Origin of the sequence: Streptosporangium oxazolinicum (assembly GCF_039537505.1) — a bacterium.
GTDB lineage: Bacteria > Actinomycetota > Actinomycetes > Streptosporangiales > Streptosporangiaceae > Streptosporangium > Streptosporangium oxazolinicum.
In genome coordinates this window covers 15,553-29,847 of the sequence record NZ_BAABAQ010000009.1, presented here as the reverse complement: position 1 = coordinate 29,847, position 14,295 = coordinate 15,553, and the positions used below count along the sequence as shown (strand labels likewise).

At 70.9% G+C, this 14,295-nt stretch carries 11 protein-coding genes and 1 riboswitch; of the genes, 6 read left to right on the top strand and 5 right to left on the bottom strand.

Annotated elements, in window-relative coordinates; genetic code table 11:
* Positions 1–44: 44 nt before the first annotated feature.
* A riboswitch (TPP riboswitch) is annotated at positions 45–157 on the top strand.
* The 4 genes from thiC to ABD817_RS23165 all read left to right on the top strand — a co-directional run bounded on the left by thiC (position 150) and on the right by ABD817_RS23165 (position 4,596).
* Positions 150–1,883 carry a phosphomethylpyrimidine synthase ThiC gene (thiC, locus tag ABD817_RS23180; protein ID WP_344920190.1) on the top strand — a complete coding sequence of 578 codons (1,734 nt, stop codon included), beginning with the start codon at positions 150–152 and terminating at the stop codon, positions 1,881–1,883. Its footprint overlaps the riboswitch before it by 8 nt.
* 356 nt (positions 1,884–2,239) lie before the next feature.
* Entirely contained in the window at positions 2,240–2,836 is a 597-nt protein-coding gene (locus ABD817_RS23175; protein WP_344920189.1) for a class I SAM-dependent methyltransferase, read from the top strand.
* Between the two features lie 97 nt (positions 2,837–2,933).
* Positions 2,934–4,115, top strand: coding sequence for an acyl-CoA dehydrogenase family protein (locus tag ABD817_RS23170; protein WP_344920188.1), 1,182 nt, complete (start codon positions 2,934–2,936; stop codon positions 4,113–4,115).
* Positions 4,116–4,179: 64 nt separating this feature from the next.
* On the top strand, positions 4,180–4,596 hold the full coding sequence (locus tag ABD817_RS23165) for an SRPBCC family protein (RefSeq protein ID WP_344920187.1): 417 nt from the start codon (positions 4,180–4,182) through the stop codon (positions 4,594–4,596).
* A 102-nt stretch (positions 4,597–4,698) separates the two neighbouring features.
* On the opposite strand, the gene ABD817_RS23160 is transcribed toward ABD817_RS23165, so the two are convergent.
* Together ABD817_RS23160 and ABD817_RS23155 are read right to left on the bottom strand one after the other, a co-directional pair.
* On the bottom strand, positions 4,699–5,613 hold the full coding sequence (locus ABD817_RS23160) for an alpha/beta hydrolase (protein WP_344920186.1): 915 nt from the start codon (positions 5,611–5,613) through the stop codon (positions 4,699–4,701).
* Positions 5,614–5,719: 106 nt separating this feature from the next.
* Positions 5,720–6,406, bottom strand: a complete 687-nt coding sequence (locus ABD817_RS23155) for a gamma-glutamyl-gamma-aminobutyrate hydrolase family protein (protein WP_344920185.1) — start codon at positions 6,404–6,406, stop codon at positions 5,720–5,722.
* A 490-nt stretch (positions 6,407–6,896) separates the two neighbouring features.
* On the opposite strand from ABD817_RS23155, the gene ABD817_RS23150 reads away from it, so the two are divergent.
* Together ABD817_RS23150 and ABD817_RS23145 are read left to right on the top strand one after the other, a co-directional pair.
* On the top strand, positions 6,897–8,012 hold the full coding sequence (locus tag ABD817_RS23150; protein WP_344920184.1) for a globin domain-containing protein: 1,116 nt from the start codon (positions 6,897–6,899) through the stop codon (positions 8,010–8,012).
* A gap of 376 nt (positions 8,013–8,388) precedes the next feature.
* Positions 8,389–8,718, top strand: a complete 330-nt coding sequence (locus ABD817_RS23145; protein WP_344920183.1) for a ubiquitin family protein — start codon at positions 8,389–8,391, stop codon at positions 8,716–8,718.
* 88 nt (positions 8,719–8,806) lie between these two features.
* Here ABD817_RS23145 and thyX read toward each other — a convergent pair whose 3' ends face one another.
* The 3 genes from thyX to ABD817_RS23130 all read right to left on the bottom strand — a co-directional run bounded on the left by thyX (position 8,807) and on the right by ABD817_RS23130 (position 14,259).
* On the bottom strand, positions 8,807–10,447 hold the full coding sequence (gene thyX, locus ABD817_RS23140) for an FAD-dependent thymidylate synthase (RefSeq protein ID WP_344920182.1): 1,641 nt from the start codon (positions 10,445–10,447) through the stop codon (positions 8,807–8,809).
* 73 nt (positions 10,448–10,520) lie between these two features.
* Complete coding sequence (locus ABD817_RS23135; RefSeq protein ID WP_344920181.1) at positions 10,521–11,996, bottom strand: amidohydrolase; 1,476 nt, start codon at positions 11,994–11,996, stop codon at positions 10,521–10,523.
* A gap of 121 nt (positions 11,997–12,117) precedes the next feature.
* Positions 12,118–14,259, bottom strand: a complete 2,142-nt coding sequence (locus ABD817_RS23130; protein ID WP_344920180.1) for an anthranilate synthase component I — start codon at positions 14,257–14,259, stop codon at positions 12,118–12,120.
* Positions 14,260–14,295: the final 36 nt, after the last annotated feature.

Below are 14,295 nucleotides of genomic sequence, written 5' to 3'. Positions count from 1 at the left end.
GGCCGGGTGGATGGTGGACGCGGGAGAGACGCGCTATCGTTCGGCTCAACCAACGCGGGAGCCCGGGGAACCGGGCTGAGAGGACGGCTGAGACAGCCGCCGACCGCCAGAACCTGCTCCGGATAATGCCGGCGAAGGGAGTTTGCGCGATGATCGACGCGCGTATTTCCAGCTTCAAGGTCTACCAGGGCGACCTGCGCGTCCCCATGCGCGAGGTGCGCCTGACCGACGGGAGCGCGGTCACGCTGTACGACACCTCGGGCCCCTACACCGACCCGTCCGTGACCACCGACATCACCCTCGGCCTGCCGCGGACGCGCGAGGAGTGGATCCTGGACCGGGGCGACACGGCCCGGTACGGCGGCCGCCCCGGCGCTCCCGGCGACGACGGCTACCGCGACCACGACACCTGGGTCCGCGACCTCCGCTCCCTCGACGCGGTCTTCACCGGCCACGCCGCCCGGCCGCTGCGCGCGACGGGGGCGCCGGTCACCCAGCTCGGCTACGCCCGGCGCGGCCTGATCACCCGGGAGATGGAGTTCGTCGCGGTCCGCGAGGGCGTGACGCCGGAGTTCGTCCGCGCCGAGGTGGCCGCCGGGCGGGCGATCATCCCGGTCAACGTCAACCACCCGGAGAGCGAGCCGATGATCATCGGCCGCAACTTCCTCGTGAAGATCAACGCCAACATCGGCAACTCGGCCGTCGCCTCCACCATCGAGGAGGAGGTGGACAAGATGACGTGGGCGATCCGGTGGGGCGCCGACACGGTGATGGACCTGTCCACCGGGCGCAACATCCACACCACCCGCGAGTGGATCATCCGCAACTCCCCGGTGCCGATCGGGACCGTCCCGCTCTACCAGGCGCTGGAGAAGGCGGGCGGCGACGCGGCCCGCCTGTCGTGGGAGATCTACCGCGACACCCTGATCGAGCAGTGCGAGCAGGGCGTGGACTACTTCACCGTCCACGCGGGGGTGCGCCTGGCCCATGTGCCGCTGACCGCGCGGCGCAGGACCGGGATCGTCTCCCGGGGCGGCTCGATCATGGCGGCCTGGTGCCTGGCGCACCACCGCGAGAGCTTCCTCTACGAGCACTTCGCCGACATCTGCGAGATCCTGGCCCGGTACGACGTGGCGTTCTCGCTGGGCGACGGCCTGCGCCCGGGGTCGATCTCCGACGCCAACGACGAGGCCCAGTTCGCCGAGCTCAGGACGCTGGGCGAGCTCACGAGGATCGCTCACGCGCACGACGTCCAGGTGATGATCGAGGGGCCGGGCCACGTCCCCATGCACAAGATCAAGGAGAACGTCGACCTGCAGCGCGAGCTCTGCGACGACGCCCCGTTCTACACCCTCGGCCCGCTGGCGACCGACATCGCGCCCGGCTACGACCACATCACCTCGGCCATCGGCGCGGCGATGATCGGCTGGTACGGCACGGCCATGCTCTGCTACGTCACGCCCAAGGAACACCTGGGCCTGCCGGACAGGGACGACGTGAAGACCGGCGTGATCACCTACAAGATCGCGGCGCACGCGGCCGACCTCGCCAAGGGCCATCCGGGCGCGCAGGCGTGGGACGACGCCCTGTCCGACGCGCGGTTCGAGTTCCGGTGGGAGGACCAGTTCGACCTCTCCCTGGACCCCGCGACCGCCCGCTCCTTCCACGACGAGACGCTGCCCGCCGCCCCGGCCAAGACCGCGCACTTCTGCTCGATGTGCGGCCCGAAGTTCTGCTCGATGAAGATCAGCCACGACGTGCGCAGGTTCGCCGAGGAGCGCGGCCTGACCGGCGCCGAGGCCCTGGAGGCCGGGATGCGGGAGAAGTCGGAGGAGTTCTCCCGCGAGGGCGGCCGGGTCTATCTGCCCGTGGAGGGTATCTGAGGCCCCGTGGGGCGCGGGAGGGACGTCGTCCGAAGGGGTGCCAGGGGGCACCGCCTTCGCGCCGTCCTCCCGCGCCCCACGGGCCCGCGCTCACGCCGGGATCTCGCGGTGGCGGCCGGACCGGGCGGCGGGCCGGGTGGCGAGGAGGTCCCCCCTCAGGACCGGCGTACGGCGGCGCTGGGTGACCACGCCCAGATGAGCACCGCCACGGTCAGTCCGAACAGGGCGAGGCCGCTGGGCACGTGGGTGCCGAGCACGTCCCAGCTGAAGTGCTGGGGGATCCCACCTCCGGACGACCGTCAAGGTCCGCCAGATGGTGTACTTCCAGGCCCCGCACACCCTCTACGCTTCAAACCATGACCAATGACACCGCGCTCTTCCTGGGGCAGTGGCTCCGCTCGCCGGGCACCGTCGGGGCGGTGGCGCCGAGCTCTCGGCGACTCGCCGAGGCGGTGGCCTCGCCGGTCCCCCACCGGGGAGATCCGGTCATCGTCGAGCTCGGCCCCGGCACGGGCGCGTTCACGGCGGAGATCCAGCGCCGGTTGGGCGGCCGGGGGCACCACATCGCCGTCGAGATCAACCCGAAGCTCGCCGAGTTCCTCGCCGCCGGGAACCCGGGGGTGGACGTCGTGGTCGACGACGCGGCACGGCTGCCGCGGCTGCTCCAGGAGCGTGGCCTGTCCAGGGCCGACGCGATCGTGAGCGGGCTCCCCTGGGCCGCGTTCTCCGCGGAGACACAGGGACGCCTGCTGGGCGCGGTCACCGCGATCATGGGCCCTCAGACGGCCTTCACCACCTTCGCGTACAGCTTCGCCAAGCACCTTCCTCCCGCGCGGCGCTTCAAAAAGCGCCTGATCGACACCTTCGAGGAGGTCGTCGTGGGCCGGACGGTGCTGGGGAACGTGCCGCCGGCCTTCGTCTACCACGCGCGCAGGCCCCGCCTGGAAGCCTGACGCCACGAGCCCTCGGCCAGAGGGACCCACGGGGATCCACGGAGATACCGAATTACGTTCTACGATTGCGCACGCAGCTAGAACGGAGTTGATCGACGTGGACTTCACCCTCCCCGAGAGCGCCCTCGCCGTGCGGCGCGGCATCGGCGACATCTGCGCGCGCTACGACCTGGACTACTGGCAGCGGTGCGAGAGCGAGAAACGCTGGCCGGAGGAGGTCTGGCAGGACCTGGCCAAGGGCGGCTGGCTCGGCCTGGCCGTGCCCGAGGAGTACGGGGGCGGCGGGCAGGGCCTGCTGGAGCTCGCCGTGGCCACGGAGACCCTGTCGGCCTCCGGTTCGGCCGGCGGCTCGGCGTTCACCTACGTGCTCACCCCCGGGTTCGGCGCCATGACCCTGGCCAGGCACGGCAGCCGATGGCAGCGCGACGAGCTGCTGCCCCGGCTCGCCACCGGCGAGCTGGAGACCTGCTTCGCGCTGACCGAGCCCGACGCCGGGTCCAACGCCCTGGGCATCTCCACCTTCGCCCGCCGCGACGGCGCCGAGTTCGTCGTCAAGGGCCAGAAGATCTGGATCACCGGCGTGCAGCGCGCCACCTGGATGCTCCTGGTCACCCGGACCATCCCGGCCGCCGAGGCCAAGCCCCGCTCCAACGGCCTGACCGTCCTGCTGGTGAACGTCCCCGAGGCGGTCGCCGCCGGGCAGCTGTCCTTCCAGCCGATCCCGAAGATGGGCGCCAACACCACCCCGTCCAACACGGTCTTCATCGACGACCTGCGCGTCCCGGAGAGGAACGTCGTCGGCGAGGTCGACCAGGGCGCGCTGGTGCTGTGGGACATCCTCAACCCCGAGCGCGTCCTGCTGGCCGCCTCCGCGCTCGGCGGCGCCGAGGTCGCGCTGCGGGTGGCCGTGCGGTACGCCGGGGAACGCGAGGTCTTCGGCCGCCCGATCGGCGCCAACCAGGCCATCGCCTTCCCCCTCGCCCAGGTGAAGGCCAAGATCGAGCTGGCCAGGCTGATGCTCTACAAGGCCGCGTGGCTCTTCGACAGGCAACTGCCCTGCGGTACTGAGGCCAACATCGCCAAGCTGACCGCCTCGCAGGCCGCGTGGGAGGCGGCGGACCACGCCTTCCAGACGCACGGCGGCATGGCCTACTCGCTGGAGTACCCGGTGGCCCGCCTGCTCGCCGACGCCCGCATCGGCAGGGTCGCCCCCGTCACCGAGGAACTCCTGCTCAACTACCTGGCCACCCAGGTGCTCGGGCTGCCCAGGAGCTTCTGACCGGATTGCCGCGCGGCGCGCGCGGGCAGACCCTCGGCGACGAGACCAACACGGGGAGTGGCCGATGTCCGCGTACGCCAGCACGGTGATCAACGCCTCCGCCGACGAGGTGTGGGAGTACCTCAGGGATTTCGGCAACCTGGCGGAGTGGCTGCCGGGGATCACCGGTTGCGAGATCGAGGACGGCGGGGACTCCCGGCCGGGCGCGGTACGCAGGATGGAGGGCCCCGGCGGAACCTTCAGGGAGCGGCTGCTCACCCTCGACGACACCTCGCGCTCGGCGACGTACACGATCCTGGAGAGCCCGCTGCCGGTCCGTGACTACCGGGCGTCCTACCGCGTCGCCCCCGTCACCGACAGCGGGAGGGCGTTCGCCGAGTGGTCGGCCGTCTTCGGGGCCGACGACGTGGCGCAGATGGAGGAGTTCGTCGTCCGTCAGATCTTCGTGCCCGGCCTGGCCGCCCTGCACGAGCGCTTCTGACCGGGCGCCGCGCCCCGGCCTCTCCCGGCCCCCTCGCGCGAACGCTTCCACCCCGTACGGGGCCGATGACACCGGCCCTGTCTCATACCGGAAAGGCTCCGCCTACCGGAAGGCCTCCGCGAGACGGGCCGCGGCGTACTCGCGCGCCTCTATCGCCTGGTCGAAGAAGCCCGGCAGTCCGAAGAAGCCGTGGATGGCCCCGTCGTACCTCCTCACCTCGACCGGCACCCCGGCCGCGGCGAGCTGGGCGGCGTACTCCTCGCCCTCGTCGCAGAGCGGGTCGCACTCGGCGACGATCACCGTCGCCGGGGCCAGGCCGGACTTGTCGGCGAGCCGGGCCGGGGCCAGCCGGGGGTCGGCCGGGTCGCCGCCGTACTGCGCGACGAACCAGGCCATCTCATCGGCGCCGAGCCCGAAGCCGGTGGCGTAGGTGCGGTAGCTCTCGGTGTCCATGGCCACGTCGGCCACCGGGTAGACGAGCAGCTGGTGGGCCAGCCCGAGCCCGGCGTCCCTGGCCCGCCAGGCGGCCACGGCCGCGACGTTGCCCCCGGCGCTGTCGCCGCAGACCGCGATGCGCTCCGGGTCGGCACCGTAGGCGCCGGGTCGGGCGAAGACGTCCTGGACGACGCTCCACGCGTCGTCGGCCGCCGCGGGGAAGGGATGGTGGGGCGCGAGCCGGTAGTCGACCGAGATCACGACCGCCCCGTTGCGCACCGCGAGGTCGCGGCCGAGGGCGTCGTTGCGTTCGACGCTTCCGAAGACCCAGCCTCCGCCGTGGAAGTAGACGATCGCGGGGAGAGGGCGGTCGCCCTCCTCCGGCCGGTAGACGCGGACCGGCACGCCCTCGGCGACGTCGTCCCTGACCAGCGGGAGGGGAACGATCGGACCGCGCTGCTCGGCGAAACCGTCGAGGGTCCGCAACTCGGCGATCATCTCGTGCGTGAGCGTGGCGAGAGGGGCACCGAGATCCGTCTGGAAGAGCTTCAGGTAGGCCTCGGCCTGCGGGTGCAACGGCATGATCGGCACTTTACCCGCCGGACCCCCGGCACGGCGTCAGCGCGCGGGCGTCAGCGCGCGGGCGTTAGCGCGCGAGTGTTAGCGCGCGGACGTCAGTGCCCGGACGTCAGTGGCGGGCGGCCTCGACCAGGGCCTCGACGAGCCGGTTGTCCCCGGCACGCGCGGGGTTCCACTGCACACCGACGCCGAACCGGTGCCCCTGCAGCTCGACGCCCTCGACGATCTGGTCGTCGGCCCAGGCCACGGCGAGCAGGCCGGTGCCCAGCCGTTTGACGGCCTGGTGATGGGGCGCGGTCACCTCGGCCGTGTCGCCCAACGTCTTGCCGAGCTTGCTGGAGACGCTGATCTGGATGCGGTGCGCCTGGGAGGCGGCGTGGCGGTCGTGGTCGACCACCTCGGGAAGCCAGGGGATCAGGGTCCCGCCCTGGGCGACGTTCAGGACGTGCATGCCCCGTCCCGAGGCGAGCAGCGGCAGGTCGGCCCCGACGGCGGCGCGGGCCAGCGCGAGCTCGAAGCGGTCGCGGTGCGGCTGGGGGTCCCTGACGCGCTCCTCGCGGGCGGCCCCGTACAGGGAGGGGTCGAGCTCGCCCCCGCCGGCGAGGATCACGCCGGACAGGCCGCGGACGTAGTCGTCGATCCCGCCGAGGTTGAGCGGGGGCAGCAGCACCGGGGCGCCGCCCGCCTTCTCGACGGCCCGCGCGTAGGAAGGGGGTGACAGGACGGCCTCCCTGACCCAGTCACCCCAGCGGGCGGCCTCAAGGTAGGCGGTGATACCGATCAAGGGTCGGGGCATGCGTTCTCCAGGGGGGCGTGCGCGAGGTGGCGCCACCTGTTTCGGACAGCACCGATCCCCTCTCCAACAGCTCCTCTATCATGACGCACTCCATTTCGGTCATGTCACACATCTGAGGTATCAGTGTCGTCTCGCCAGGAGCCCGCAACCCTCACCCCCAGGAGAGCTCTCCTCGCCCACGACCTGGAACTCCGACATGACCACAAAGCTTACGACCAGTAAATTTCCCATTCAGAATGAACGTGATTATTTCTCGCCTCTCCAGATCGCCATCGATTAGTTGGTCACGCAAAATAACTTTCCAATTACGGATAGTTAGATTTCCCACCATATTGCTGAGAAACGGTTGTGACGTCTACATGGTGATGGAAGACTCAAATTCGAGGGACCAGGTGAGCCGGGGCTCCCGGTCACTCGTCACCCGGAGCCGTCAGGGAGGTGGATCTGCGTGATCGGACTTTGATCCGGTCAATTAGGGTGGGTTCGTTAAATGTCTTTGAATCCGCGTCTCGTCAAGGAAAGCTACGCCGTCGTCGAACCCGCCGCGGACAAGGCCGCGGCGTACTTCTACGGACGCCTGTTCGCCGAGAGCCCGCACCTGCGGGCGATGTTCCCCCCGGCGATGGACGTCCAGCGCGACCGCTTGTTCAGCGCGCTGACCAGGATCGTCTGGAGTCTGGACAGTCCCGGCAGCCTGGCGTCGTTCCTCGGCCAGCTCGGCCGTGACCACCGCAAGTACGGGGTGCTCGCCGAGCACTACACCGCGGTCGGCAACGCGCTCCTCGCCACGATCCGGCGCTTCGCCGCCGAGATCTGGGACACCGAGATCGAGGCGGCGTGGGTGGCCGCGTACACCGCCGCCGCCAATCTCATGATCGACTCAGCCGAGTCGGACGCGGGGGTGTCGCCCGCCTGGTGGCTGGCCGAGGTGATCGACCACGAGCTCCGCACGCCGGACATCGCGGTGATCACCCTGCGGCTCGACCAGGAGCTGCCCTACACGCCCGGCCAGTACGTCAACGTGCAGACCGCGCGCTGGCCGCGCGTCTGGCGCACGTTCTCCATCGCGAACGCGCCCCGGGACGACAACACCGTCCGCCTGCACGTCCGCGCGATCACCGGTGGCTGGGTCTCCACCGCGCTGGTCCGGCACACCCGGATCGGCGACACCGTGACGCTGGGCCCCCCGATCGGCACCATGGTGCCCGCCGACTCGGAGCGCGACATCCTGTGCGTGGCGGGCGGCACCGGCCTGGCCCCGATCAAGGCCATCCTGGAGCACGTGATCGGCTCCGGGCGCCGCCCCAACATCCACCTGCTGTACGGAGCCCGCACGGCCGCCGAGCTCTACGACCTGACCGACCTGGTACGGATGGAGGCGGCCTTCCCGCGGCTGCGGGTGCTGCCCGTGGTCTCCGAGGAACCGGGGTACGACGGCATGCGCGGCAAGGTGCCCGACGCGATGGAACGGTTCCACTCGTGGGCCGGGCACGAGGCCTACGTCTGCGGCCCGACCGCCATGGTCAACGAGACGGTCCGCAGACTCCAGCGGGGCGGAACACCACCGGCCCAGATCCACCGGGACATCGTGCCGGGTGAGCCCTGAACGACATTCGGGATTAACACCCCGAACTGATCACCCAAATTTTATAGAGCACGGCGGGACGCGGCGTGACATGGCAGCATGAGGCCCAATCCGAAAGGAGATGGTCATGCACGACGGCCCCCCTCACAGCCCGTGCCCCCCTCCCGACCGCCACCCGCACGGACCCGTCCGCCACCATCGTCAGCCGCCCGGCCCCCCGGCCGGGTCCGTCCACCCGCACGGACCCGCCCCCGGTCCCCTCCACCGGCGGTGGCCCTTCCGCGGTGAGGGCGACGCCCGCCCCCGGCATCCGGCCGACCGGCGACCAGCCGGCCACCGCACCCGCCGTCCAGGCCCCCGGGCGTGCCCGCCCGGCGCGACACGGTGCTCTGAGCCGATGGCCAGACCCGTCACCCTCGTGACCTTCATGCTTCCCCCCACGCTGCGGCACTGGGCGGGCGAGACCACCGAGATCCGCGTCTTCGCCATCGCCGACCACGACGACGGCCACCCCACGCTGGGCTCCGCCCTCGACATGCTCCGCCGCACGCACCCGTCCCTGGAGCAGCGGCTCCGCGACGACTACGGGGGCATCCGCCGCCACATCAGCATGTTCGTCTGCGGCGAGAACGCCCGGCACCTCGGCGGCCTCGACTGCGCGCTGCCCCCGGGCGCCGAGATCTTCGTCCTGCCCGCCCTCTCCCGCCGCCAGGAGACGACGGGCTGACTACCCGCGCCGGACGCGACGACGACGGGGAGCCCACGGGCGGCAACCCTCCGGCCCGCGCACCCGGCGGACGCCTCTGCGGACGCCTCTAGGGAGCGACCCTGCCCGCGGCCACGAAGGCCGCGTGCGTGAGGGGCATCAGCTCCGCCCAGGCCGCCTCCATCTTCTCCGCCACCATCTCGATCTCACGCTGCGGGAACGAGGGCACCGTGGCCTGCTCGTTCTTGGTACGCAGGGAGAGGAAGTGCATGAGCGAGCGCGCGTTACAGGTGGCGTACATCGACGAGAAGAGACCGACGGGCAGCACCGCCCTGGCCACCTCCCGGGCGATCCCGGCCGCCAGCATCTCCTGGTAGGCGGCGTAGGACTGCCGGTACGACGACTCCATCGCCTCCGTGACGATCTTGTGCTGCTCGGCACTGCCCTCGGCGAAGACGTACTTGCCCGGACGGCCCTCCTGGACCAGCTTCCGCTCCACCCCCGGAACATAAAAATTAGGCTGAAGCTCCCGGTAACGCCCGCTTTCCTCGTTGTACGAGTTGTGAACGACGATCCCGTTGGCCAGGAAATTGTGCCAGGGACCTTCGACGGAGAGATCGTAGGTCATCTCCTCGCCGCCGTCCTCGACCGAAGTGATCAAGTCCGGTTTGGCCACGGAGATCTTCCCCCCGCGCCTGGCCAGTGCCTGTTCCGAGTTGCTCTTCTTCCGGTGACAGGGCCGGCAGGCGGGCGCGAGATTGCTCTCGTCGAGTGCCTTCAACAGGTCGGCGACGACAGGGACCACATGGTCGAGCGCCAGGTCCTCTCTCGCGAAGTCACCGGAACAGAGATGACACGTGTCGGTCTCCTTGATGAGCCGCAATCGCTGCATGGAGGTCCAGACACCGATGCCGGTACGCAGGCTCGGGGGAATCAACGCCTGGGAGGGGCGGGAAACGGCGGCCCCGATCATCAGCGCGTCCCCGGCCCCCAGCTCTCCGGCTTTCCGCCATCCGTGGGGAGTGAGTACCGCGTGGTCCACCGAGCACCTCAGCTCCTGCCCGCTCGCGGTGGTCAGCCGGATCAGCTTTTTGACACCGGACTCCATGACGTCCAGGATTCTGGCCCGTGAAGCCTGCAAGGTCGTCTCGTCGTAGCAGCGGACGTGGTTACGGCGCACTGAATCAAGCTTTCGCAACCGCTTTGAGGGATGCTCCGCCCTGAAGGCGGCCACCGCCTGCTCAGCGGATTCACGAGTGTCGTACAACCCCAGGTAGTGCAGCTGATTCATATGCCTGACCTGGGCGTTCCACTTTCCCGCTCTCTTGTGCCACGACACTCCTCCTCCGGTGCGAGGCAGGGTGTCCTCGACGCCGTGGTGCCAGAGGCGATACAGCTCCTCGATCGTCCGCCGACGGATATGCCCTTTCTCGCTCACCAGCGTGATCTCGGAATCACCGGCGAGGCACCATCCGACCCTGTGGCGATGAAATTCCCGAAAGACGAAGATTGGTGCGCTGACGAGGAAGGTCATTGAGTTGTGCTCGAAAGGGCTGCCGTGCCGGTCGCGCATCAGGAAGTTGAGCAGCCCCCTGGAGCGCTCGGGGTCCTTGCCGACCTCCTCCAGGGACTGCTCCCCGGCGGTCGACACCCGCGCGGCCCAGAGCACGTCGGTGTCGGAGGCACTGTGCTTGACCAGCTCCACCGTCACGTCGTCGAGAAAACGTGCCTCTGCCCCGTCGTCCGTCACCTTGCTCCCCCTCGTCGCACCAGCAGTCGCCACATTATTCCAGGGGCCCAGCCGTCCCAGGGTCGGGCACCCGTCACAACCGGTATATCCGGCGGGCGTTGCCCGAACCGATCATCTGGGCCACCCGGGCGGCGTCGGCCGCGCTCCACTCGCCGTCGGCCAGCCGCGCGGCGAGCGCCCCGGCCAGGCCGCGCCGGTAGTGCAGGGCGCCGAGGTGGCAGGTCTCGGCCACGCCGTGGCCACCGGAGCCGAACAGCTGCTTGTGGAACGGGACGAGTTCCAGCAGTTCCGCCATGACCGCTGCCGAACCCGTGGCGCTGCGGGTGAGGGCCGCTCCCACGTCGACGTAGACGTGCGGGAGGGCGCCCGCCAGGCTGGCCGCCTGGCGGTGGAACGGGTGGGAGCGCAGCAGGACGACGGGGACGCCCACCGGCTGCACGGCCACGATGAAGCCGGTCACCGGTGCCGGACCGGCGCCGTGCGGGCCGGGGTCGGTGCTCCGGCCCGGACCGGCGTGCGCTCCGGAAGGGCCGGAACCCCCGGAACCGCCACCGCCGTAGGTGCCGCGACGGCCGGAGGTGATCCGGCCGTCGCGCCCCGGGTGGGCGCCGTGGCGGGCGAGGCCGGTGTGGAACTGCAGGGGTCGCCCGTACTCCCTGGCCACGTCGACGGCCGTCCAGAGCAGGTGGCGTAGCAGCACCTGGTCGGTGAGCCCCTCCCCCGGGCAGGCCAGCCGCCGGGTGGCCGCCGCGATCACCGCTCCCCGGCTCGGTCTGGCCGGGTCGAGGGGGTGGCCGGACCGGTGGGCCGTGACCGATTTCAGGGCGACGGCGCGGGCGGCCCGCTCGGCGAGGTTCTGGACGAGGGCGGAGATGTAGGAGACTCCCGAGACGGCGGTCCCGGCGACCTCCTCCTCGGCCCGCTCGATGTGGACGACCCGCGCGGTCTCCGTGCCACCCGTGCCACCCGCGTGGCCCGTCTCGGTTCGCGGCGATACTCCGGCCCCGCCGGGACCGGCGTCGAAGCGGTCCGGACGGTTCAGGCGATCCGGACGATCCACGGCGCCGGGGCCCTCCGGCCCCCGGGAGCCACCGAGGACGCCAAAACCTCCGGCGCCCCCGAGACCGCCGGGACCAGCAGGACCACCGCGACCGCCGAGGTCACCGGACTTCCCGAAGTCGCCGAGGTCGTAGGAATCATCGGAACCGTCGAACAGGAAGGTGGCGATCCCCGCGGCGTCCAGCAGCCGCCGGTTCACCTCGGCCGCGCCGAGTTCCATCCTGCGGGCCAGGTAGACGGCGGGCGGCACGTGCGGGGCGAGGCCGAGGACGGGGGCGCACCAGCGGCGGACCGCGGCGCCCGCGGGGGTGTCGAAGTGGGTGGTGCCCGGCGGCGCCGGAGTCCCCGCGTCGGTGAGCAGCGTCTCGAACCGGGCCCGGGTCAGGTCGTCGCGGCACACGCCGTGGCAGTTGTGGTCGACCAGCGGCGCCAGCAGCGCCTCCCGTACGGCGTCGGGCAGTTCGACGGGCAGCACGCCGTCCGACCTCATGCCCGCTCCTCCCCTGCCGCGGGCGTATCGGCCGGGCCTGGCCCGGTACGCCCGCGGTCTCCGCGACGGGGAGAACTCTAGGATCACCCGGCGCGACCGCCGGGCGCGGAATACGGGTTCTTTACCCGGTCGTACGGCAGAGCCGGAGAACGTTGGCGATGATCTTCGCTCCCGAGCCTCCCCCGGCGGTGAGGATCGACTCGGGATGGAACTGCACGGCGAAGCGGCGTCGCTCCACGTCCTCGATCGCCATCACCGCGCCGTCCGGGGTGAGCGCGGTGGCGGTGAACCCGGCGACGCCCGGCTGCTTGGCGTGGACCGAGTGGTAGCGCGCGGCGGTGAACTCCTCGGGGAGGCCGTCGAGCAGGGCGCTGGCGCCCAGCCGCCGTACCTGACCGCGCTTGCCGTGCTCGGGGTGGGAGAGCAGTTCGAGGGTGCCGCCCGCCTGCTCCACCATGCCCTGCAGGCCGAGGCAGACGCCGAACACCGGCAGGCCGCGCTCGTAGAGGGCGCCGACCAGGGCGGGCAGCCCGAAGTCGGACGGCCAGCCGGGGCCGGGCGACAGGACCACCAGGGAGGGGGCGATCTCGTCGATCATCGTGACGGGGAAGCCGTGCCTGAGCGTGACGACCTCGGCGCCCTGCTGGCGGAAGTAGTCGGCGAGGGTGTTGACGAAGGAGTCCTCGTGGTCGACGAGCAGCACCTTCATGCCGCTTCCCGGCCGCTCCGCGACCACCTCCGCCTCGGCCTCCTCCCGGGGGGCCGCGCCGACCGCCGCCAGGGCGCCCAGCAGGGCGCTGGCCTTGAGTTCGGTCTCCCGCTCCTCGGCCTCGGGGTCGGAGTCGAACAGCAGTGTGGCCCCGGCCCTGACGGTGGCGACCCCGCCGCGGATCTGCGCGGTGCGCAGGGTGAGGCCGGTGTTCATCGAGCCGTCGAAGCCGATGTAGCCGACCGCCCCGCCGTACCAGCGCCGCGTGGTCTCCTCGTGGTCCTCGATGAACTGCATCGCCCAGGTCTTGGGGGCGCCGGTGACGGTGACGGCCCACATGTGGGTGAGGAAGGCGTCGAGGGCGTCGAACTCCGGACGCAGCCGGCCCTCGATGTGGTCGACGGTGTGGATGAGCCGGGAGTACATCTCGATCTGGCGGCGGCCGATCACCTGGACCGTCCCCGGCACGCAGATGCGGGACTTGTCGTTGCGGTCCACGTCGGTGCACATGGTCAGCTCCGACTCCTCCTTGACGCTGGACAGGAGGGTCCGGATCGCGTCGGCGTCCTCGATGGGGTTGCCGCCGCGGGCGATGGTGCCGGAGATGGGACAGGTCTCGACGCGGTCGCCGCTGACCCGGACGTACATCTCCGGGGAGGCGCCGACCAGGTGCTCGCCCTCGCCGAGGTTGAACAGGAACTCGTACGGCGCCGGATTGACCGTGCGCAACCCCCGGTAGAAGGCGGCCGGGTCGGTGCAGGGGGCGTGGAAGACCTGGCCGGGGACCACCTCGAACAGGTCGCCGCGGACGAACTTCTCCTTGGCCGCGGCCACCACCTTGGCGTAGGAGCCCTTCTCGGGGTCGGCCGGGAGCTCGGACGGCGGCGGGGTCAACGGCACGACCTCCCCCTCGCGGGCGAGCCCGTGGGTGGAGACGCCGTCCACGGTGAACTCGTAGCGGAACTCCTTGCTGGTCTCCCGCTTACGGTCGATCACCATCACCCGGTCGGGCAGGTGCAGCACGAGGTCACGCTGGTCGGCGGCCCGCTTGAGGACCTGCCTGATCGGCTCGAACTGGAAGGCCAGGTCGTAGCCGAAGGAGCCGTACAGGCCCAGGTGCTCGTTCTCGCCCTTGAAGGCGGCGATGACCTCGCGGATCGCGGTGAAGACCGTGGGGCGGCGGCTGCGCATCTCCTCGGGGAGGATATCCTCCGACTCCGCCACGTGGACCTCGACGAGGTCGGCCGTCGGCTCCTCGACGGGCTTGCCCGCCGCCAGCAGGCAGGACACGATGGCGGGCAGGATCACCCTGCCCCGGGCGTTCAGCGCGCGGGCGGAGATCCTGCGTCCCCTGGCCACGATCTCCAGGCAGGGGTCGACGTAGGCGAGATGCCATCGGCTGTAGCGGCCGGGATACTCCATCCCGGAGGAGAGCACTCCGCCACGGCGCTCGCCGAGCGTCGTGACGACGTCCTCAAGCACCGTCTCGGGCACGTCGGACGCGGTGACCTCGACCCCTATGCCGCCGGCGGTGGTATATCGGCTCGTCTCCACTGCGGTATCGCCCCTCTTGTTCCCTGATGCCCTGAG